The sequence below is a fragment of the Paenibacillus terreus genome (assembly GCF_042138595.1).
In the GTDB taxonomy this organism is placed as follows: Bacteria; Bacillota; Bacilli; order Paenibacillales; family Paenibacillaceae; genus Paenibacillus; species Paenibacillus terreus.
This window is the reverse complement of the sequence record NZ_JBHIRX010000001.1, coordinates 455838-476155: the sequence shown is the minus strand read 5'-3', so window position 1 is coordinate 476155 and position 20318 is coordinate 455838. Positions and strand designations below refer to the sequence as shown.

The 20318-nt window shown below is 51.0% G+C and carries 16 protein-coding genes and 1 pseudogene; 5 read left to right on the top strand and 12 right to left on the bottom strand.

The features are described 5' to 3' along the window. The first annotated feature begins 379 nt into the window (after positions 1-379). From ACE5KN_RS02220 to ACE5KN_RS02205, 4 genes are all read left to right on the top strand, one after another. Positions 380-2137, top strand: coding sequence for an ABC transporter ATP-binding protein (locus ACE5KN_RS02220; RefSeq protein ID WP_375525585.1), 1758 nt, complete (start codon positions 380-382; stop codon positions 2135-2137). Further along, positions 2138-4246, top strand: coding sequence for an ABC transporter ATP-binding protein (locus ACE5KN_RS02215; protein ID WP_375525586.1), 2109 nt, complete (start codon positions 2138-2140; stop codon positions 4244-4246). A 245-nt stretch (positions 4247-4491) separates the two neighbouring features. After that, positions 4492-6033, top strand: coding sequence for a phytoene desaturase family protein (locus ACE5KN_RS02210; RefSeq protein WP_375525587.1), 1542 nt, complete (start codon positions 4492-4494; stop codon positions 6031-6033). Then, positions 6005-6619, top strand: a complete 615-nt coding sequence (locus ACE5KN_RS02205; RefSeq protein ID WP_375525588.1) for a TetR/AcrR family transcriptional regulator — start codon at positions 6005-6007, stop codon at positions 6617-6619. Before ACE5KN_RS02210 ends, ACE5KN_RS02205 begins: the two co-directional genes overlap by 29 nt. Before the next feature lie 230 nt (positions 6620-6849). On the opposite strand, the gene ACE5KN_RS02200 is transcribed toward ACE5KN_RS02205, so the two are convergent. From ACE5KN_RS02200 to ACE5KN_RS02155, 10 genes are all read right to left on the bottom strand, one after another. Beyond that, positions 6850-7839: a protease complex subunit PrcB family protein gene (locus ACE5KN_RS02200; protein WP_375525589.1), complete on the bottom strand. Its 990-nt coding sequence runs from the start codon at positions 7837-7839 to the stop codon at positions 6850-6852. Between the two features lie 101 nt (positions 7840-7940). Next, a complete protein-coding gene (argS, locus tag ACE5KN_RS02195) occupies positions 7941-9680 on the bottom strand; it encodes an arginine--tRNA ligase (protein WP_375525590.1) in 1740 nt (579 codons plus the stop codon). Positions 9681-10133: 453 nt separating this feature from the next. Further along, a complete protein-coding gene (locus ACE5KN_RS02190; RefSeq protein WP_375525591.1) occupies positions 10134-10265 on the bottom strand; it encodes a hypothetical protein in 132 nt (43 codons plus the stop codon). Positions 10266-10729: 464 nt separating this feature from the next. Beyond that, positions 10730-11152 carry a HEPN domain-containing protein gene (locus ACE5KN_RS02185; RefSeq protein WP_375525592.1) on the bottom strand — a complete coding sequence of 141 codons (423 nt, stop codon included), beginning with the start codon at positions 11150-11152 and terminating at the stop codon, positions 10730-10732. After that, positions 11142-11498 carry a nucleotidyltransferase domain-containing protein gene (locus tag ACE5KN_RS02180; protein WP_375525593.1) on the bottom strand — a complete coding sequence of 119 codons (357 nt, stop codon included), beginning with the start codon at positions 11496-11498 and terminating at the stop codon, positions 11142-11144. Before ACE5KN_RS02180 ends, ACE5KN_RS02185 begins: the two co-directional genes overlap by 11 nt. A gap of 772 nt (positions 11499-12270) precedes the next feature. Then, complete coding sequence (locus ACE5KN_RS02175; protein WP_375525594.1) at positions 12271-13734, bottom strand: glycoside hydrolase family 32 protein; 1464 nt, start codon at positions 13732-13734, stop codon at positions 12271-12273. A 292-nt stretch (positions 13735-14026) separates the two neighbouring features. Further along, complete coding sequence (locus ACE5KN_RS02170; protein ID WP_375525698.1) at positions 14027-14854, bottom strand: carbohydrate ABC transporter permease; 828 nt, start codon at positions 14852-14854, stop codon at positions 14027-14029. Further along, positions 14854-15738 (bottom strand): carbohydrate ABC transporter permease, encoded by an 885-nt coding sequence (locus ACE5KN_RS02165; protein WP_355317155.1) that lies wholly within the window; start codon positions 15736-15738, stop codon positions 14854-14856. The genes ACE5KN_RS02170 and ACE5KN_RS02165 overlap by 1 nt, the downstream gene beginning before the upstream one ends. Positions 15739-15796: 58 nt before the next feature. Then, entirely contained in the window at positions 15797-17125 is a 1329-nt protein-coding gene (locus tag ACE5KN_RS02160; protein WP_375525595.1) for an ABC transporter substrate-binding protein, read from the bottom strand. Positions 17126-17296: 171 nt separating this feature from the next. Then, the gene (locus ACE5KN_RS02155) at positions 17297-18274 is read right to left on the bottom strand and encodes a LacI family DNA-binding transcriptional regulator (protein ID WP_375525596.1); all 978 of its coding nucleotides are present in this window, start codon (positions 18272-18274) and stop codon (positions 17297-17299) included. Between the two features lie 226 nt (positions 18275-18500). On the opposite strand from ACE5KN_RS02155, the pseudogene ACE5KN_RS02150 reads away from it, so the two are divergent. Further along, a pseudogene (locus ACE5KN_RS02150) lies at positions 18501-18671 on the top strand (short-chain dehydrogenase); the annotation flags it as partial. An 8-nt stretch (positions 18672-18679) separates the two neighbouring features. On the opposite strand, the gene ACE5KN_RS02145 reads toward ACE5KN_RS02150, so the two are convergent. Both ACE5KN_RS02145 and ACE5KN_RS02140 read right to left on the bottom strand, forming a co-directional pair. Continuing rightward, the gene (locus ACE5KN_RS02145; RefSeq protein WP_375525597.1) at positions 18680-19009 is read right to left on the bottom strand and encodes a four-helix bundle copper-binding protein; all 330 of its coding nucleotides are present in this window, start codon (positions 19007-19009) and stop codon (positions 18680-18682) included. A gap of 108 nt (positions 19010-19117) precedes the next feature. After that, on the bottom strand, positions 19118-20152 hold the full coding sequence (locus tag ACE5KN_RS02140) for a CobW family GTP-binding protein (protein ID WP_375525598.1): 1035 nt from the start codon (positions 20150-20152) through the stop codon (positions 19118-19120). Between the last annotated feature and the right edge of the window lie 166 nt (positions 20153-20318).

Here is a 20318-nt window from a genome sequence, read left to right as displayed (position 1 = left end):
TTGAAAAAGGTTTGACATTTCGCAAAACCTGATGGTAAGATGCAACCATACGAGATCAAAACTTGAAAATACTTACAACGATCAAGAAAGGGTGATTCCGGTGTTGGATAAAGCAATTGTATTGAATCAAACCAAATATTCAACTTCATACCGGAGGAGCCACATCTGCCGCGTACGGGCTGGTCGGATTTTCTGACCCTGCTATAGCTGCGTACTGTTTAAATTGCAGCAGGACTTGTGCGTTTCCCGCCGAGTTTACCTGCGCATACCATATGATGTCGAACACAGGACATATCGTTTGCGGACGGTATGTCTTTTTTGCTGTTTTCAGCAGTTCGCAGCATGCGGTTGAGACTTGATGATGAAAGGAAGGGATACTTTGTTTACGGTTTTAAAAGATTTGGGCTGGTTCTTTCACCGGGAACGGAAACGCTATACCATAGGGCTCGCTATGCTGATCCTGGTCGGTTTCCTGGAGCTTGTGCCTCCACGCCTGCTCGGGGACTCGATTGATCAGATTGTGAGCGGCTCCGTGACCTGGGATTCACTCATGCGGACTATCCTGTACATCCTCGCAATGTTGGTGCTTATCTACTACATCACCTACATATGGATGCATCGGCTGTTCGGCGGTGCCAACCTTGTGGAACGGCTGCTCCGCTCCCGCTTTATGCGGCATCTGCTGAGCATGACGCCGCCTTTCTTTGAGCGCAACCGTACAGGCGACCTGATGGCCCGCGCCACGAACGATCTCCGTTCCGTTGCGGCCACGGCGGGCTTCGGCATGCTTACCCTGACGGACTCAACGATATATCTTGCCACGGTGCTGGGTGCGATGGGTTTTCTGATCAGCTGGAAATTAACGCTGGCGGCGATCATTCCGCTGCCTTTTATTGCACTGGCCATGAGCATTTACGGTAAAGCAGTGCATCAGCGCTATACACTGGCACAGGACGCTTTTGGCGACATGAACGACCAGGTACTTGAGTCAGTCGCAGGTATTCGGGTCATCCGTGCTTATGTCCAAGAGCGTCTGGATGAAAAACGGTTCGCGGATATTACGGACGATGTGTATCGCAAAAACCTGGCGGTCGCGCGCATGGATGCTCTGTTTGAGCCTACCATTCGTCTCTTCGTTGGTTTAAGCTACGTGATCGGTCTTGGCTACGGCATGATTCTGGTGTTCCGCAATGAAATCACCCTGGGGGATCTCGTATCGTTCAATATGTACCTGGGGATGATGATCTGGCCGATGTTTGCCATCGGCGAGCTGATCAACATCATGCAGCGCGGAAGCGCCTCGCTCGACCGTGTCAATGAAACGCTGTCCTCCCCGCAGGATGTTCAGGATATCGAGCATCCCGAAGCGGTCACGGCTGCCGAGTCGATCGTGATGGAAGACGTCACTTTCAGATACCCGACCTCGCAGACGGATAATCTGCAGCATATCCATCTCAGCCTGCGGCGCGGTGAAACCTTGGGCGTCGTGGGCCGTACCGGCAGCGGCAAGTCGACGCTGCTGAAGCAGCTGCTGCGGGAATACCCGTCAGGCAGCGGCGATATTCTGATCTCGGGCACACCGATTGAGCATATTGCGGCGGAACAGCTGCACAGCTGGGTCGGCTATGTGCCGCAGGAGCAGATTCTGTTCTCCAAATCGGTACGCGAAAACATCCGCTTCGGCAAGCCGGACGCAACGGATGCCGACATTATGGAGGCCATCCGTACCGCCGCTTTCGATAACGATCTCGGCACGCTCTCCGACGGTCTTGACACCATCGTCGGTGAAAAGGGCATTGCCCTGTCGGGCGGACAGAAGCAGCGGGTGTCCCTTGCCCGAGCCTTCATCGGCGATCCCGACATTTTAGTACTGGACGACGCGCTCTCCGCCGTGGATGCCAGAACGGAAGCGCGCATTATTAACAATATCCGGAGCGAGCGCTCCGGCAAAACGACCCTGATCTCCACCCACCGCCTCTCCGCCGTCGAGCATGCGGATCGGATTGTCGTGCTGGAGCAGGGAAGGATTATCGAGGAGGGCACGCACAGCGAGCTGCTGCAGCGGGGCGGCTGGTACCGTCAGCAGTATGAGCGGCAGCAGCTTGAATCGGGTCTCTCCTCCGGGGAGGTAAGCTGATTGAAACCGAACATTGGCAAACGGCTGTTCCAATATGCCATGACAGCCAAATATACTTTTATCGTTGCCCTGATCGCCCTTGCCGTCGGCGTGGCCGCCGAGCTGGCCGGTCCCTTCATCGCCAAACAAATGATTGACGGACATATGCTGGCCATTGAACGGCCTTATTATCAAACGAATAATTCGGCGGGTGCCGCCGAGTACAACAATGAGCTGTTCAAGCGCGGGGACCGCTTTGCGATCGGGGAAGCCAGAGGGCGCGAGGTGCGCATTCTGCAGGCGGGAACGACATTCTACTTCGTGGACGCTCCCGTTGCCGAGGCAAGCGGTGAACGCCGCTATCAGGATGGTACGATGACCATTACACGCGGCGGGCAGACCGCTTCTTATCCCGCGCAGCCGTTAAGTTCAGATGAGCTGTACGGCTTCTACAAGCCGGAGCTGCCAGGCATAACACAATTAATCGGCTTGTACTTTGTGTTTCTGTTCATCTCGATTATTGCGGAATTCGGCAAAACCTACTGGCTGCAATCCTCGGCCAACCGGGTGATTCAGCGGCTGCGGCTGGACCTGTATGCACAAATTCAGCGGCTGCCGGTTTATTTTTTCGATAATCTGCCTGCAGGCAAGGTCGTCTCCCGGGTAACCAATGACACGGAGGCGGTAAAGGATCTGTTCGTCGCGGTACTGTCCAATTTCTGTTCAGGCATCGTCACCATTACCGGGGTGTATATCGCCCTCTTTCTGCTCGATGTCCGGCTTGGGCTGATCTGCCTGTTCCTGGTCCCTGCCCTCATTCTGTGGATCATTTTATACCGCAAGGTGGCAACCCGTTATAATACGATCATTCGTTCACGCTTGAGCGAGATTAATGCCATTATCAACGAATCGATTCAGGGCATGTCCATTATTCGCATTTTCCGCCGCCAGCAAAAAACGCTGCAGGAATTTGAGGACCTGAACGATGATTACATGAAGCATCAGAATAAAATGCTGAACCTGAACGCCCTGACCTCCCACAATCTGGTTAATGTGCTCAGAAATCTGTCCTTTGCCGTGGTACTCTGGTATTTCGGAGCAGGCTCCCTCACCGGGTCCACTGCCATTTCGCTTGGCGTGCTGTACGCCTTTGTCGATGTGCTGAGCAGACTCTTTCAGCCTGTCACCGGTATGGTTAACCAATTGGCGGCCCTGGATACCTCGATCGTATCCGCCGGTCGCGTCTTTCAGCTGATGGATGAAACGGGCGAGCCAGTGACGGACGGTGAAATGCCTCGTTATAAAGGCAATGTCGAATTTAAAAACGTATCGTTTGCCTATAAAAAGGATTGGGTGCTGAAGGACATCTCCTTCTCCGCCAAGCAGGGGCAGACCGTGGCGCTGGTCGGCCATACCGGCTCGGGCAAAAGCTCCATCATCAACCTGCTGTTCCGCTTCTACGATCCGCAGCAGGGAACGATTACGATTGACGGCCAGAACGTCAGAGAGCTGCCGAAGCAGTGGATTCGCCGCCATATGGGCATCGTGCTGCAGGACCCTTATCTGTTTACAGGCACGATCGCGAGCAATGTCAGTCTCGGGGACAGCCGGATCTCCCGTGAGCAGGTGGAAAAGGCATTACGGGATGTAGGAGCAGACCAACTGCTCTCCCACTTGCCGCAAGGATTTGATGAGCCTGTCATCGAGAAGGGCAGCACCCTGTCTGCCGGACAACGGCAGCTCATCTCCTTTGCCCGCGCCCTGGCGTTCGATCCGGCCATTCTCATTCTGGATGAGGCGACTGCCAACATTGATACGGAGACGGAAGCCTTGATTCAATCCGCGTTGGATGTGCTCAAAAAAGGGCGTACCACCTTTATCATCGCTCATCGCCTGTCCACGATCCGCAGCGCCGATCAAATTCTGGTCCTGCACCGCGGACAAATCGTCGAAAAAGGCGATCACGAAGAGCTCATGCAGCTCCGCGGCCGTTATTATCAAATGTATCAGCTTCAGCAGGGCTCTACGGGGGCTAGCGAGCAGACCGCAGCTTCCGAAAAGGAGCTTCCCGTGACAGCAGGTGCAGCCGGCATTTCCGGTAAAGTGTCTTTTCCGGGGAACCAGGCATAACCTACAAAGCTGCAGTAATCGCAGGAATGAAATAAAGTGAACAACCGCTACAATATGCGCTCTTTGGAGTGATACATGCATGCAAGCAGCCAGGTTCTCCATGTCTCTCCAGGGGCGCTTTTTTCATGTCATTAGAAAAACTTTTAAAAAACAGGGCTTTTCTTTTCACGAAATATGATCTATAATTCAATCAACTTAACACTGTTAATTTAAATAACAACGTTAACAAAAAGGAGAGAACATGGATGAGAAAATATGATGCCATCGTCATTGGCGCAGGCCTCGGCGGCTTGTCCTGTGCTGCAAGATTGTCCGCGCTCGGCTACCGGACAGCTGTGTTTGAGAGCCACAATCTGCCTGGCGGTTATGCAACGGAGTTCCGCAGGAAGGGTTATCTGTTTGACGTGGCCTTGCACGGAGTCGGCGGGCTGGAAAATGGCAGCTTTGGCCAAATGCTGCAAGCATGCGGAGCAGACAAAGGCATCGTGCCTTTGCGCAAAAAGCACCCCTATTCCATCCGCTGGGAAGGACAAATTGTTGATATTCCATCCGATGCCAATGAATACGTGCTGCTTCTTAAAAAAATGTTTCCGGTCGAACAGGAAGCCATCGACAAGCTGTTTACAGGCATCCACCGTTTTGCCGAAGGCTTCTCGGCCTTCTCCTCTCCCTTGCCTGCCTGGCGGAAGGCCACCGCGATGCTTAAAGCAGGCACCTTCATCCGCTGGACGCAAATGACAACGTGGGAGGCAGTAAAACAGTACGGACTGTCCGAAAAATTCACGGAATTTTTCACTGCCCTTTGGCCCTATTATGGGCTGCCTCCGAAGAGACTGTCGGCTCTGTACTTTTTTATTCCATGGCTTGGCTATCATCTTGAGGGCACCTATTATATTCAGGGCGGCGGCCAGGCGCTGTCCAATGCCCTGGTTGACGTCATCAAGTCTGCCGGCGGGGAGGTTCATCTGCGCAGCGAAGTGTCGGAGATTCTTTACACAGGCAATGAGGCAACCGGTATAAGATTGAAAAAAGGCGAAGTCTGCGAGGCCAGCTGGATTGTGTCCGGCATCAGCCCGCTGCTGACCTACGGCCGTCTGCTGCCGAGTCATCCTGCCGCAAATCGTGAAATGGAGAAACTTACGGAGCTTGAGATCGGGACTTCGCTGACCCAGCTGTACTTGGGGCTGACCTGCGAACCGCATGAGCTTGGCATTATGCAGGAGGATTTGCTTCTGAACAATGAGCCGGACTCCGAACAGGACTACGCAGCGGCCATGCGCGGTGAATATGCAAAATGCAACTGGGGCATTACCAATTACAACGCCATGGACCCTACGCTCAACGAACCGGGGAAAGGGTGTATTGCCGTTACTTTTCTAGACCGTTTAGAAAATTGGCCAGCAGACCGCGCCGAATACAAAGCTAAAAAAACAGCCGTAACACGCCTCATACTGGATGAATTGGAAAAGCATTATCCGGGGCTGACAGACAAAGTGGCGGTTGCTGAATTGGGCACACCCCGCACGATGCAGCGTTATACCGCCAATCCTGCGGGTGCCGTATACGGCTTTGCGCAAACCGTCCCCCAGTCCGGCATCAAGCGTCTGAAACGGACATCGCCACTGCAGCGCCTTTCCCTGGTCGGCGCCTGGACACAGCCGGGGGGCGGTTTTCAAGGGGCCATAAGCTCCGGTATAATGGAAGCTGATCGTATCGCCGCCAAATTGGGGCAGGCAGAAAGGGAACATCAAATTACTCATGAAGCATATCAAACGCCGAGAACGTGAAAGTGATGAAATCCGCCGTAAAATTATCGAGGCCGCCCGCTCGCTCTTTCTGAGCCAGGGTTATGCCGAGGTGTCCATGCGCAAAATTGCGGACCGGATTGAATACTCACCAACGACCATTTATCATTATTTCGAAAATAAGGAAGCCGTCGTCAGCGAGCTGCTGAAGGAGGGTTATGCATTATTCCTGCAGGCCCTCCGGCAGCGGGAGCAGGAAGCCAGCGCAGAGGGATTAAACGCCTTTGAAGTGTTGAAAACCGTATGCGAGTCTTATGTCCGTTTTGGAATTGAGCATCCGGAGTATTACAATGTCCTCTTCATTACCAACCTGGAGGGCGCCAGCTCGATCCTCATGGATGAAAATGACCGGTTCAAAGGTTTTGAGATGCTGGAAGGCGGAATCAGGCACGCTGTCCATGATGGCTACATCATGACCGCTGATGAGCTGCTGACCGCAAGAAGCATCTGGAGCATGCTGCACGGCCTGACGTCGCTGCTGCTGAGCTTTGATACTCAGCTTGCGGACTCCAGGGATGAGCTGATTTCCTTCACCATTGATACGTTTTTCCGAGGTCTGGCAAGGTAAACGCCATCTTCTGAAAATGGGAACGCGTGAAAGGTGGGAATTAGAGCAGATACCCGTTGTTTTCGGCTTTGCGCCCTTCATGGACGGTGCCCTATATAGCAGAAAAAGCGAGTATTGGTGGAAATTTCGACCACCGATACTCGCTCTTTTAAATCCAATATTATTTCTTCGAGACTGCTTGCTACAGTCTGCCTCCTTAAGGACATGCCTTTCAGATTTAAAGACTCGCCTTATTGGGCCAAATGAAAGACGGATGCATCCGCGCTGCTTTCCGCAGGCTTGATGCTGACCTTCTCATACTTACTGTCGAGCTCTACGCTTGTCTCGGTGTTCGAAATCACCTGGATGTTCATTTCACCCGGCTTCGGACTGGTCAGCTTGTAATAGATGACAGCTTCCGAATCACTGACATAATCCACACGGTCTACAGCGATGCCATAGCCCGGATTCGGGGCTTCATGACGGGTCAAGGTGACTTTGTTCTTGGCGCTGCTGACTGGTTCGATGGAAATCGTCACCTGATCCTGTACGTTATCCGACTGGTCCGGTTGGTCAGGCTGCTCTGGTTGCTCCGGCGTAGGCAATGGTTCTGCCGGTTGAATGGCCTTCATTTCTTCTACATATTTGACGGCATTATACACCATTTCCGCCGCCTCGATCCGCGTAATTTCCCGGTCCGGATAGAAGTTTCTCTGCTCATCCAGACTTGTGATCTTCGTCAGCAACAGAAATTGAATGGCTTCAAGAGAGTCCGCATCGAAGTCCTTCTCATCCGCAACTTCAATGTACATTTTAATGACCGGATACTGTCCGGTTGCACTGATCGCTTCATAGAGCATGTCCGCAAATTGTTCTCTGGTCATCGGCGAAGCGGGTTTCACATCCCCGGAAACCGTCAGCCCGTTCTCGGCAGCGATTCGGAACGCCTGTGCATACCATGCATCAGCAGGGATGTTGGCATAAGATGCGTCTGTCACATCCGGTTTGGCTTCAAGGCCCATTGATTTCACGGCCAGTTGTACTCCTTCCGCTACGGTCAGCGTGCGGGACGGAGCAAATTTGTCCGCAGATACTCCGTTCACAATCCCTTTGGCTTTAAGTGCTTCCACCTGCTGGAGCTGTGTACCGGATAAGTCGCCAAAAGCAAAAGCAGACGATGCTGCCGCGAGCGAGCAAGCAACTGCAATAAAGCTGATCACTTTCTTTTTATGTTTCTTCACAATCTGCACCTCCAAAATGACTTGACCTCTGTATTCTCAGACGGCCTGTTATGTGAAAAGGTTTCACCAGATGGAAAAAAACATATTTTTGCATGATCACCTTACATCCGATCAGGTGCATGAAGACCCAGCAGACGCAAGGAGCGCGCCAGAAGCTCTGCCGTTAGTTCGCTAACCCGCATTCGCAGGGGCCCGCCGTCTTCGATTCTTTCATGATGGTAAAAGCGGTTAAAGGACTGGGCCGTATCCAATGCAAAACGGGCCATAACCGACGGCTCCAGCCGGTTCACCGCGCGTTCCAGCGCCTCCGGGTAACGGCTGAGCTGCTTGAGCAGAGACCAGCCGGCCTCTCCGAGCAGGGTTGTGTCTCCTACCGAAATTAGTTGTTCGGTATTCAGACCGGTATTTAGTACAGTATTCAGCCCGGTATTCAGGTCGGCTTCGCCATCTGTCGGCTGCCCCTTTAAGCGGTTCAGTACACTTTTAATCCGGGCATGTGTGTATTGAACATACGGCCCCGTTTCCCCGTCAAAGCGCAGTGCATCCTCAAGCGAAAAATCGACCTCGTTGATCCGGTTGTTTTTCAAATCGCCAAAAATGACCGCTCCGATCCCGACCTGCTCGGCGACCATTTGTTTGTCGGACAGATCAGGGTTCTTTTCCTGGATGACGGCCATGGCGCGGGACACCGCTTCATCCAGCACCTCGTTTAATATAATGACTTTGCCGCGCCGGGTGGACATTTTCTTCCCTTCGAAGCGCATCAGCCCAAAGGGAACATGCTCGCATTGTACCGCCCAATCGGCTCCCATTTTACCCAGGACGGCAAACACCTGCCGGAAATGCAGCTTCTGCTCAGCCCCTACCACATACAGAAGGCGGTCAGCTTCCATTTCTTTTCTGCGGTAAATGGCCGTTGCGAGATCCCGGGTCGGATAAATGGTGGTACCATCCGTTTTCAGGATCAGACATGGAGGCATGCCTTCGTCATCCAGTTTTACCACCATCGCCCCATCGCTTTCTTCCAGCAACCCGAGGCCGCTCAGCTCTTCGACGACAGGCTTCATTTTGTCATTATAAAAGCTTTCACCAAGCACATGATCGAACGAAACACCAAGGCGATTGTACATCCTTTTAAATTCCTGCATGCTGATGTCCACAAAATAACGCCACAGCCGGTGGGCCTCGGGATCACCTGCCTCCAGCCTGCGGAACCAATCGCGCGCTTCCGTCTCAAGAGAAGGATCCTGCTCCGCTTCATCATGGAACCGGACATATAGCTTCAGCGATTCGCCGATCGGATCTCTGTTCAGTTCCTCGTCCTTGCCCCAGCGCTTGTAGGCTGTAATTTGTTTACCGAATTGCGTCCCCCAGTCCCCCAAATGATTGACGCTTATCGTCTCATAACCTGCTTCCGCCAACAGACGGTACAGGGCGGCACCGATTACGGTAGAGCGAAGATGGCCGATTCCGAACGGCTTGGCAATGTTGGGCGAGGACATGTCAATTACGACCCGCTTGCCCTGCCCCAGATCAAGTTTGCCAAAGTCCTCTGAGCCGATCTGTTCCAGCAGCGCCGGGGCGAAAACGGCCGGATCAAGCTTCAGATTCACATAAGGTCCGGCTGCTTCCGCGCTTACACCATGGGTTTGATCTAGTGCCCCGGCGAGCTCAGCCGCTACGTTTTGCGGGGACATCCGGCGTGATTTGGCAAACACAAAACAAGGCAGCGCAGCATCCCCCCACTCGGGATTCGGAGGCTGCTCCAGCAGCTGCAGCAGTTCATGCTCGGACAGGCCTGTAGGTCCGCTCAGCACCTGGGCGGCAATGTTCATAATCATGGACGAACACATCCTTTTTTCTGAAATAAATGAGCTATAAAACAAAAAAGCCTTCGCCTCATAAAAGAGACGAAAGCTGTGCTTCCGCGGTACCACTCTTCGTGAAGAGCCTTTGTTCAGGCTCCTCCCCTCGATACTGATAACGGCAGTAAGCCGGACAGATCTGCTTACGGTTTCCCGTACTGGACCTGCCATCTCCAGGGTGCGATTCACCATGTGCCCCATGCCGGCTCCCACCACCCCGGCTCGCTGCTTTGAGACTTGTACGGCTACTCTCCCGTTCGCGGACGTTAAATTTACATTATTATACTGATTCTATGCCTCCGGCACAAGTTGTATCTTTTTCAGCGTGCTGATAATAACACTTTACGCTCCATGGCCCGTGTTAAGTGACGGGCAGATTCCACTCCATACTCCTGTATAGGGAATAACGGGAGTCCTTCATAATAGCTCCTAGTACATATTCATTTCAATCCATACTCCCGTGTAGGGAGTAACGATCGTCGCCGCCAGCGCGTTGATCAGCGCCTGCAGCCATACTCCCGTGTAGGGAGTAACAACGGGCCGTTTCAGCCCTTGTCCCATAAGGATTTGGAGGCTTAAAAGTGCGAACCCCGAATCGGGTAGTATTTTGAGCAAGCCATTTTGTATGAAAAACCGTGAAAAGTCGTGTAGAATCTGCTAGTGCGAATCTCCCGGGATTTTCATGTGTGCTTGGGGTTCGCACTCACGGCCACCTACCGCCCAAATTCCTCTCTATCTTGGAGAATAAGTTTATTTACAAATAAGCAGCAACGTTACTCATTACAGTCTCATTAAGGGTCTGGACTGCCACCACTCATGGATGCCGTCCTTCTTTGCTTGAGAATTAGCTGGTGAAATTACAAAAGTAACGACGGCGAGGTGAAAAAGGCTTTGGGCAGCTTATTTCTATACGTTCCATGCGAGCTTGAAAACACCATGTAAAGAGTAATTGCTTGCATACCCGATGTAGCCTGCCCTAACCTGCTAGGCCAATTGAATCTCGACACCAGCCGTATATTATAGGATCACTTTATATGGAACGCGTCGATATCCTTCAATCCCTCCTGCTGTACAATCTTTAGTATTATAGAATGAAACTCCTTCACTGGTTGGATGTAAGTCTCAACCATTTCTCTAGTTATGTTAACAGTAGGTTTATAGTCCGCATCCTGTCTATCATCCATTAAGCGGTTATACATCTTGGCTAAATCAGAGCTAATTAAACCTTTTCTGAAAAGCTCCTTACCTACCCACGCTCTAACCTGAGTGTGTTTATTTTCCGGAACGTCTCTATGTATCATCAAAGCTGATACAGACTGGAAAGCAGAATAATAAAGGGAAGCTATAGCTGCAGGATAATCTTCATTCTCGAAAGAGTACAAAGCAGCTGAATATTTCCCCTTAGCCCTTTTCAGGAACGATTTGACTGCCTCATCTTTAAATGACAATCTGAACACCATCCTTCAAAATGTTACTTTTAAAAGTGGGCAGTACCTTGCCTGAGTCCCAGTCATCTTTGTTAAAGTACGTTACGCTTATAGGCGGCTCGTAGTACGGATTTATATCAAAAAGCATATCCGACAAATAATGTCTATTCTCAGGACGGTCCTCTAAATCTGTCAGAACCAACAAATCTATGTCACTTCCCGATTCAAAATCCCCCCGAGCTTTTGATCCAAAAAGAATGGCTTGTCTAACTTTGAAAGGGTCTTTAATTTTGTGTAATACCTCTGCTAAGACCAATTTTTCCTTTTCTAAAAGAAAGCTTAGGTTAGATATCTCTGAGCTGTGCATAGTTTTCTCACACCACCTTATCTTATTTCTGTGCAGGGAGTAACGCAACCAGCACAGCAATCAGCAGAGCAACCATTATTTTAATCCATATTCCCGCGCAGGGAGTAACGGACGGCGGCCTAATAACAATCTCATTGCCAAACGCTTTCAATCCATACTCCCGTGCAGGGAGTAACCAAGGCGTAGACTGGGGTAACCGGAGCTGGGGAGTCTTTCAATCCATACTCCCGTGCAGGGAGTAACCGCGCACCTTTGCCGCCAAGCGCACTTTTACCAGATCCTTTCAATCCATACTCCCGTGCAGGGAGTAACAGCGGGCCGTTTCGGCCCTTATCCCATAAGGGTTTGAGGGCTTAAAAGTGCGAACCCCAAATCGGGTAGCATTTTGAAGCAAACCATTTTGTATGAAAACCGTGAAAAGCCGCGTAAAATCTGGTGGTGCGAATCTCCCGGGAATTTCTTGTGCGCTTGGGGTTCGCACTCCAGCCCTACATCAGCCAATCTGCCACTTTACTATTTATAATAGCATAATTTATACCAGACCAAGCAACCTTAAACGTGCACTAGGATCCCAATTTTTATCAGCACTGAAGCTAGTATACACGGAATTCCAATTCAGATAGAAATTCTGAAAAGTCTTCTAACATTGGATCATTGTCATTTCCGGTCTCCTTCTTGCGGTTTTCGTTAAGATGGATACAAGTCTCTTATCCACACTTCAAAGCCTAAAAAGGAGCCTCGGCCAACCAGCCGGACTCCTTCTGTCATACCCTTACATACAAATATCCCACTTCCGGAACGAGACAAGCGAGCAAGTTCCTTCGGCAAAAGCCTGAATACCCAGGGAATCCGAGCCCGGATAGATGCGGCCGGTGAGGACATATTCGCCATCACCGATAAATACCTCTACTGAGCTTTTATCGACGAAAATGCGCAGCTCCAAACGTCCTTCATCCAACCCGAGGTGTACTCTCCTCTCGCCCCCCGGTCCGATCCCTGAACGGTCGCGGTTGAAACGGAACAGACCGTCGTTAGGACGGTACGTCAGCACCGTCTCTTCGCCTCTGCCCACCCGCAGCTTTAAGCCGAATTCCTCCGTTTTGCCTGCTTCAAATTCAAATACAGCCTGCAATTCATAGCTGTCCCCACCCGTCTCCAGGGTCTGCTCGCCTGTCAGCACCGTAACAGGCTGCTCGAACAGATTGGAACGGTATTTCTCCGTCTCTGCAAGCGGGCGGAACAGCAACCTGCTGCCGTCGAGGACCGCCTCGCGCGGCAGACTCATCGCACCGGCCCAATGATGCCCTTGCTGGGTCGGCATCTCCGACTCCCACATATCCATCCAGCCGATGATGATACGCCGTCCTTTGTCATCCACCGTCGACTGCGGAGCGTAGAAATCGAAGCCATGATCCACGGGCGCATATCGCTCTGCTGTAAAGGTCCCCGCAACCGGATCAAAATCACCGATACCGTACATGGTTGAATGCAGATTCCGGTACGCTTCTCCCTGAGCCGGCATGCGCTGCGGGGAGAGCATAAACACGTCTCTGCCCCCAAGCGGGAGCAGGTCCGGACATTCCCAATTGTCACCGAAGCGTCCGTCACTCTTGGCAAGCACATTGACATACGTCCAGCTGCGCAGATCTTTGGAGCAGTACAGCAGCACTAGCCCGTTTCCCTTGGCGTCATTGGAACCAAGAACAGCGTAATACTGATCGCCATGTCTAAACACTTTAGGGTCGCGGAAATCTTTACGGCTAACCGTGTCCGGGACAGCATCATAACCGATAACCGGGTTGCCCTCCCATTTCTCGAACGTTACCCCGTCCTCCGACACTGCGATGCCCTGTGACTGCTTGTAATCCTGATCTTTGTCCGGTCCGGTCACGACATGTCCTGTGTACATGAGGACAAGCTTGCCGTCCTGCTCGATGGCGCTGCCGGAAAAGCAGCCGTCCCGGTCGAACACTCCGTCGGGAGCCAAAGCAACCGGCAGGTAATCCCATTTCATAAGATCACGGCTGACGGCATGCCCCCAGTGCATCGGTCCCCATACCGGTTCGTAGGGGTAATGCTGGTAGAACAAGTGATATTGCCCTTTGTAGTGGATAAATCCGTTCGGATCGTTCATCCAGCCAAACTCGGCCATCAGATGATAGTTCAACCTGTAGTCCGGACGAAGCAAATGCTTCGATTGGGAAATAAATTGGTCAGCCTGCTCTCTCGTATACATTTTAGTCTGTTTGATAAGGCATCCTACCCTTTTAGAAGTTATTCAAAAAGTCATCTTTTGATCACGAAGTTAGTCAGGAAGCGGACTCGACATCGAATCTTGAATTCAGCCGGGCCTAAGCGGATGCTTCCGAAGCATGTTTCCTGCGGAAACATTTCAGGTGCTCAAGTACCCCATGTACGCTCCGCTCCTCAGTCCCTATCTTCATCCAACTCAAGCGTTTTGCAAAAACGCACTTCGGAAGCATAAGCTTCGGTGCTGAAAACCTGACTTTTTGAACTCGACTTTTAAGTTATTTAATTGAACCTTGCATGACACCCCGAATAATATACTTCTGGGCGAACAGATAGATAATAATAACCGGAAAAATGGTCAATACCAGGCTTGCCATCAGCGGACCGTAATCCACGGTATAAGTTCCGTAAAAGTTATAAGTGGACAGCGGCAGCGTCCTTTGCTCCGGATCGACCAGAATGAGTGAAGGCAGCAGAAAGTCGTTCCAGATCCACAGCACATTCAGAATGGAGATGGTTGCCGTCGTTGGCATCAGTACCGGAAATACGATGCGGAAGAAGGTCTGAACCCGTGTGCAGCCATCAATCAGGGCCGCTTCCTCCAGCTCCTTCGGCACCCCTTTTACAAATCCATGATAAATGAATACAGCCAATGAGCTGCCAAACCCGATATACATGTAAATCAGCGACCACTTGCTGTTCAGCAAATCCAGTGATCCATATATTTTCACTAACGGAATCATAATGGCCTGGAAGGGAATGATCATGGAAGCCACCATCAGCAGAAACGTATATTGATTGAATCTGGTATTGTTTCTGACAAAATAATGTGCCGTCATGGACGCAAACAGCGAGATACACATAACACCCAGCACCGTTATGATCAATGAGTTGGCAAAAGCATCGATATAATTCATTTTATCGAACGCATACGTATAATTGGCCAGTTTAAAGCTGTCGGGAAGCGCTAACGGATTGGAGGTGATGGCCACGTTCTCCTTAAACGAGTTGATCAGCAAAAAAACGAACGGTACGATAAATAAAATGAGCACGACGGTCAGCACAATAAATTTGAGCACGGCGGAAGCGGCTTTTTTGCCTGTCATCATGCTTCCACCTCCAGCTTTTTACTGAAATAGACCTGCAGCAGGGTAATAAGCGCAACCATCAGGAAAAGCACAAATGCTTCAGCCTGACCCACACCATAATCACGGGAAAGGAATGCCTTTTCATATACATGCATCGATACCATTTGCGTGCTGTCGAACGGTCCGCCCTTCGTGAGCGCCAGGTTCAGGTCATAGACCATAAAGCCGCGCTGCAGGGACAAAAATATACATACGATAAAAGAAGGGACCATCAGGGGCAGCACCATTTTCCGCAATCTGACCCAGCTGTTTGCTCCGTCAATGCTGGCGGCCTCCATAATATCATTCGGCACACCGGTCAATCCTGCGATGTAAATGACCATCATGTAACCTGCGTTTTGCCATACCGTTACGATGACGAGTGCCCAGAACGCTTTATCAGGATCGGCCAGCCAGGTCGCGGCGAGCGACTGGATGCCGGCATTTTGCCCCAAATAAACAAGCACATAGTTAAAAATAAACTGCCAGATAAAACCGAGCACAATACCGCCGACCAGGTTGGGCAGGAAAAATCCTGCCCGGAAAATGCTCTGTCCTTTTAACCCTTTGGTCAGCACGTATGCCAGCATAAAGGCGATGACATTGATCAGAACGACGGTATAAAACACATACTTCAGCGTCAAGCCGAATGATTTCCAAAACTCAGCATCCCGGAAAACGGCCAGATAGTTTTGCATGCCTACCAGCGATTGTGTTGTGGAAATACCGTCCCAGTTCGTAAACGTCAGGTAGATGCCGTACAAAAACGGAATGATCATTACCGTCGTAAAGGCAAACAAGGTAGGCCCGGTAAACAGCAGCCGCAACCGCAACCGATTCAACACTCCTTTTTCCGCAATCATGGTGATCCCTCTCTTTATTCCGGTTTTCTCTCCTGTTCAATGCGCTTGTAAAAAAATCTTATTTCACGGTTTTCCAGTAGTCTTCGATCTCTTTAGCCAATGTTGCGCGGTCGCTCTGTTTTGCCATATATTTTTGCATGGACGCTCCTGTCTTGGCCCAATGGTCGGCAGGCAGCATGCTCATCGACGGCTCTGACTTGCCTCTTGCAATATAATCCTGGATGGACTTGCCAAGCGGATCGGCCGCAGGCAGCGTAATATTTTTGAATGCCGGGATAATGTTCGCTTTATTCACAAGGAAATCCTGACCTTTGTTTTCATAGACGATCCAGTTCAGGAAGCTCTTCGCTGCCTCCTGCTGCTCCGGTGTAGCCTTCTCTTTGTCAATGACAATACGTTTGGATACGGCGGACGAAATTTCCTGATTGCCGTAATCATCGGCATTATTGCTGATCGGTACAGGCAGGAAACCGTATTCTTTGTTAGCGGTATCAAAACTGCTGATTTGCGGCCATGCCCAGTTGCCCATGAACCAGAGACCTACTTCACCCTTGCCGAGCAGCTCCGGTCCGCGTTCATAAGCTCCTGCCAGCGGGGAAGCCTGGTCGATGTTATACTTCATCATCATGTCGAATGTATCCATAAGTCCGTTGAAAACCGGATTGTTGGCCAGGTTAGTCTGGCCTGCTTTCAGTGAGGCTATGAATTTATCCACTTCTGCCATGTCTTTGCTTTGCCCGGCATAAGCCAGAGGCAGGTAATGAGCGCCCAGCGACCAGTCCATTGGCGAGATCACCAATGCTTTTTTACCGGATGCCTCAATTTGCCCGAACAGCTTCTCAAGATCGTTTCTGGTTTTGATTGTGGCCGGATCAAAGCTCCCGCCAACGGCTTTGTCAACCACAGCTTTGTTGTAAATAAATCCATAACCTTCAATTGCGAATGGGAACGCATAGTTTTTACCGTCAAATGTGGTTGCTGTGGTAGCGTTCTCAACCGTATCCGCATTCCATTTCTCCCCGCTCAGATCGAGGATGCGGTCCTTGAATTTCTCGACATCGGCTGTATCCAGCATGATCATGGTCGGCGGGTTGCCTGATGCGTATAATGCGGAGGCACGCTCAAAAGGAGATCCGCCTGCAGGAACCGGCTGAATTTCCACCGTAATACCCGGATGATCTTCCTGGAATGCCTTGACGGCATCCTCAAGCTGAGACAGAATTTCACCTTTGGAGTTCAGCAGCGTGATTTTCACATTTCCCGAATCCCCTGTTCCTCCCCCGGACGCCGAATTACTTTCTCCTCCGGAGCCTCCGCAAGCGGACACCACCATGACCAAAAGAAGCAGCATGACCATCCATTGAAACCTTTTGAATTTCGTCGTCATTTGTTATCCCCCTGTTCGTACAATATCAGAGCATTTCATAAAGCGCTTACAAACGCATTATATGTCAAAGGTTTAACCTATGTCAATCGTTTGACATATCAAACCTTTGACATTCTTTGAAAAAATAAAACAGGGGTGCTCTTTCCCCCTGTTCTCGACCTTTTTGCCACTCTAGGTGGTGGCACGCTCAATAAGCTCAACCGGCAGCAGATTCACAGGCTCTACAGCTTCTCCCTCCGCCTGTTTGCGAATCAGCTCGACGGCCAATCTGCCGATCTCCGCGATCGGCTGTCTTACGGATGTCAGCTCTGGCGTTACCCAGGATGCAACGCTTACATCATCGAAGCCTGCAATGCGCACGTCCTCCGGCACACGTTTGCCTGCGCGCATAAATTCTTTCATGGCAACAGCGGCAATAATATCACTCGTTGCGAAGACCCCGTCGACATCCGGATGTTCGTGAACAAGCTGACGGATGATCCGTTCGTAATCCTTCTGGGCGAACACGTTCAAATCCGTTTCCACAATTACATGCTGTACACCATGCCTGTTCACAGTATCCAGGAATGCATCAGTTCGCTTATTGGACAGCATGTTCAGCTCCAGATTCCCGCATATATGGGCAATTTTCCGGCAGCCTTTGCGAATAAGCAGCTCTGTGGCCAGTTCACCACCGCGGTAATTGTCTGAAGATATGTATGGAATATCCGGGTCAATTTGCCTGTCAAACGTCACAATCGGTGAGTTCAGATGACGATACTCATCCACTTCCAGTGTATGGCTGCCCATAATGATGCCATCCACTCGATTGCGCTTCAGCATGTCGATATACACTTTTTCTTTAACAGGATCCATATGAGAATTGCACAGCAAAACCTTGCAATCATGCTGATAAGCATAATACTCCACTTGATTGGCAAGCTCACTGAAGAAAGGATGCGCGACATTCGGAATGATTAGACCAATAATATTGGACTGCTTACGCAGCAGTGAACGCGCTATTTCATTCGGCTGGTAATTAAGCTCAGCCATTGCGTCAAACACTTTTTTGCGGGTCGCTTCGCTGATATAACCCCGGTTATTCATGACACGGGATACAGTGGTGACCGACACGCCCGCTTTTATAGCCACATCGTGAATTGTTGCCATATGAACCTCTTTCCGCCCAAAATAAAATACATACAAAACTATACTCTCTCCACTCCACATATACAACCTTACTTATCATTACTTGCACAGAACGGTTGCTTTTTCCTGCAATTTTATTACTTCGGAGACAGATAACCTGGGAGCGCCTTGGCTTTAGTTTCAGGGCTTAGAGGGGGATATTAATATGGCACAAGATGACATCATTAAGGGTTACGAAAGGAGTCCTCTAGCTGGAGACCCGGCTGCAGCGCGGTGGAACGGCCACTCTGTCTCGAGCGGCCAGCTCGCACGGGTGTATAGTTTTTATGATCTGGATGGCTCACAGCCGGACTGCTGGCGTTATCTCGTAAAAGTACAGGACGCAGGCAGACCGACGAACACTGCGGGTTATCGCTAATCTCCCAATCAGGCAACGGCCATAATGCGGCAGGCTTCGGCACAGCGGCGGCACGCTTCCGCGCACTGCTGGCAGTGCTCGTGTTGGTGCTTGCCGCATTCGGCTGCGCAAGCTTCGCAGATTCGGGCACACAAGGCGCAAATGTCCGCCGCAAATTCCGTTCCGCGTCCCAGCGCTTGCGCTGTGTAGGAGCAAATTTCCGCGCATTCTCGGTCCAAGCGGATGCACTCCCGCAGCATTTCCAATTCATATTCCTTCAGGCTCGCGACATAACAAACGTTGCAGGCGTTCATGCATTCAAGACATGCTTCGATGCACTTCTCTATGGAATGGTTCATGCTCTGGTACCTCCCGATTGTTAAAATGACCTTGTTTTTTCTTTACCCGTTCAGACGGACCGCTAATCAGCACAGCGGATCAGTACAGGGTTTTCCGCCAAGCATGGATCAATTCACCGGCGAAGTCTCCAAAGAGGACAATCTCTGCCTCATTTCTTCCTTATCAAAATGCTCTCCGATAAATACAGCCACATCCTGCACTTCGCCCTGCGGGTTGATTTTCATAAAATCGGACTCCCGGTAGGCATACTGGAACAGGAATCTGCCGCTTGTGTCATTGAACGTCAAAATCCCTTTGGCCCGATACACATCTCGCGGCAGCTCCCGCAGCAGCTTCTCAAATTCCACACTGTTGACAGGCCCTGCAAAATAGTGGGTGTATGCCATCACATGTGCATGGGAATGATGGTGCTCATGCCTGGTTTGTTCCTGGCTGTCACTGCAGCCGCAGGCTTCTCCGTGGTCATGTCCGCAGGACTTGGCATGATGATGGTGCGCCTCACTCCCCTGCGCTTCCTTCAGCTCAGTGCCAGCTGTATCAGCATACAGCAGGTTCTCCAGAGAGACATCACATTGAACCGCCTCCGATACCGGCGCATAGGCGTTCCATTTGCGCAGCAGCTCGTTCAGCTTGTCGCGGGCTTCCTCTCCAACACGGTCTGTTTTGTTCAAAATCAAAAGCGATGCGCACCGGATTTGCTCCTGCATCAGCCGGTAGGTTTTGCCCCGCTGCTCCTGATACAGGTCATATAAATGTGCCGCATCCACGACCGTAATCAGCTCGCGCAGTTCCAGCCGGACATACAGTGAAGTTTCAGACACACCCTCCAGAATATCCATCGGATTGGCTGCTCCAGTGGCCTCAATGATAATGACATCCGGGGCCTCCTTTTGCACCAGCTCCGCCAATTGCAGGCTGAGGTCTCCCCGGATAGAGCAGCAGATACAGCCTCCAAGCAGCTCTGCCGTCGGGACCTGGGAATCCACCAGCTGGCCGTCCAGATTCACCTCTCCGAGCTCATTCATGACGACCGCCGGACGTTTGCCCTCCGCGCGAAAAGCAGCGAGCATCCGCTGCAGCAATGTCGTTTTTCCGCTGCCCAAAAAACCTGATAATATGTAAACGGGTACTGCCTGTTCCATAACAACCTCCTGTAAAGCTATATCTGTATATCGAGCTCTCAAATTTTGATGAAAAGTTAATGTAACGAGTGTACTATAACCGAAAGCCGGGAACAAGCTGCGCTCCTCTACTGCAGCCCAAGTTGATATTGAGGGCGGCAGCTCCTATTATTGTAATGAATGCAAA

Bases quoted from the DNA above. Each gene is read 5' to 3' on its own strand.
- argS (WP_375525590.1), bottom strand. From the start codon at position 9,680: ATGATTATGAACATTGCCGCCCAGGTGCTGAGCGGACCTACAGGCCTG.
- ACE5KN_RS02140 (WP_375525598.1), bottom strand. From the start codon at position 20,152: ATGGAACAGGCAGTACCCGTTTACATATTATCAGGTTTTTTGGGCAGC.
- ACE5KN_RS02205 (WP_375525588.1), top strand. From the start codon at position 6,005: ATGAAGCATATCAAACGCCGAGAACGTGAAAGTGATGAAATCCGCCGT.
- ACE5KN_RS02170 (WP_375525698.1), bottom strand. From the start codon at position 14,854: ATGACAGGCAAAAAAGCCGCTTCCGCCGTGCTCAAATTTATTGTGCTG.
- ACE5KN_RS02165 (WP_355317155.1), bottom strand. From the start codon at position 15,738: ATGATTGCGGAAAAAGGAGTGTTGAATCGGTTGCGGTTGCGGCTGCTG.
- ACE5KN_RS02180 (WP_375525593.1), bottom strand. From the start codon at position 11,498: ATGCACAGCTCAGAGATATCTAACCTAAGCTTTCTTTTAGAAAAGGAA.
- ACE5KN_RS02155 (WP_375525596.1), bottom strand. From the start codon at position 18,274: ATGGCAACAATTCACGATGTGGCTATAAAAGCGGGCGTGTCGGTCACC.
- ACE5KN_RS02190 (WP_375525591.1), bottom strand. From the start codon at position 10,265: ATGGGACAAGGGCTGAAACGGCCCGTTGTTACTCCCTACACGGGAGTA.
- ACE5KN_RS02210 (WP_375525587.1), top strand. From the start codon at position 4,492: ATGAGAAAATATGATGCCATCGTCATTGGCGCAGGCCTCGGCGGCTTG.
- ACE5KN_RS02160 (WP_375525595.1), bottom strand. From the start codon at position 17,125: ATGACGACGAAATTCAAAAGGTTTCAATGGATGGTCATGCTGCTTCTT.
- ACE5KN_RS02175 (WP_375525594.1), bottom strand. From the start codon at position 13,734: ATGTATACGAGAGAGCAGGCTGACCAATTTATTTCCCAATCGAAGCAT.
- ACE5KN_RS02145 (WP_375525597.1), bottom strand. From the start codon at position 19,009: ATGAACCATTCCATAGAGAAGTGCATCGAAGCATGTCTTGAATGCATG.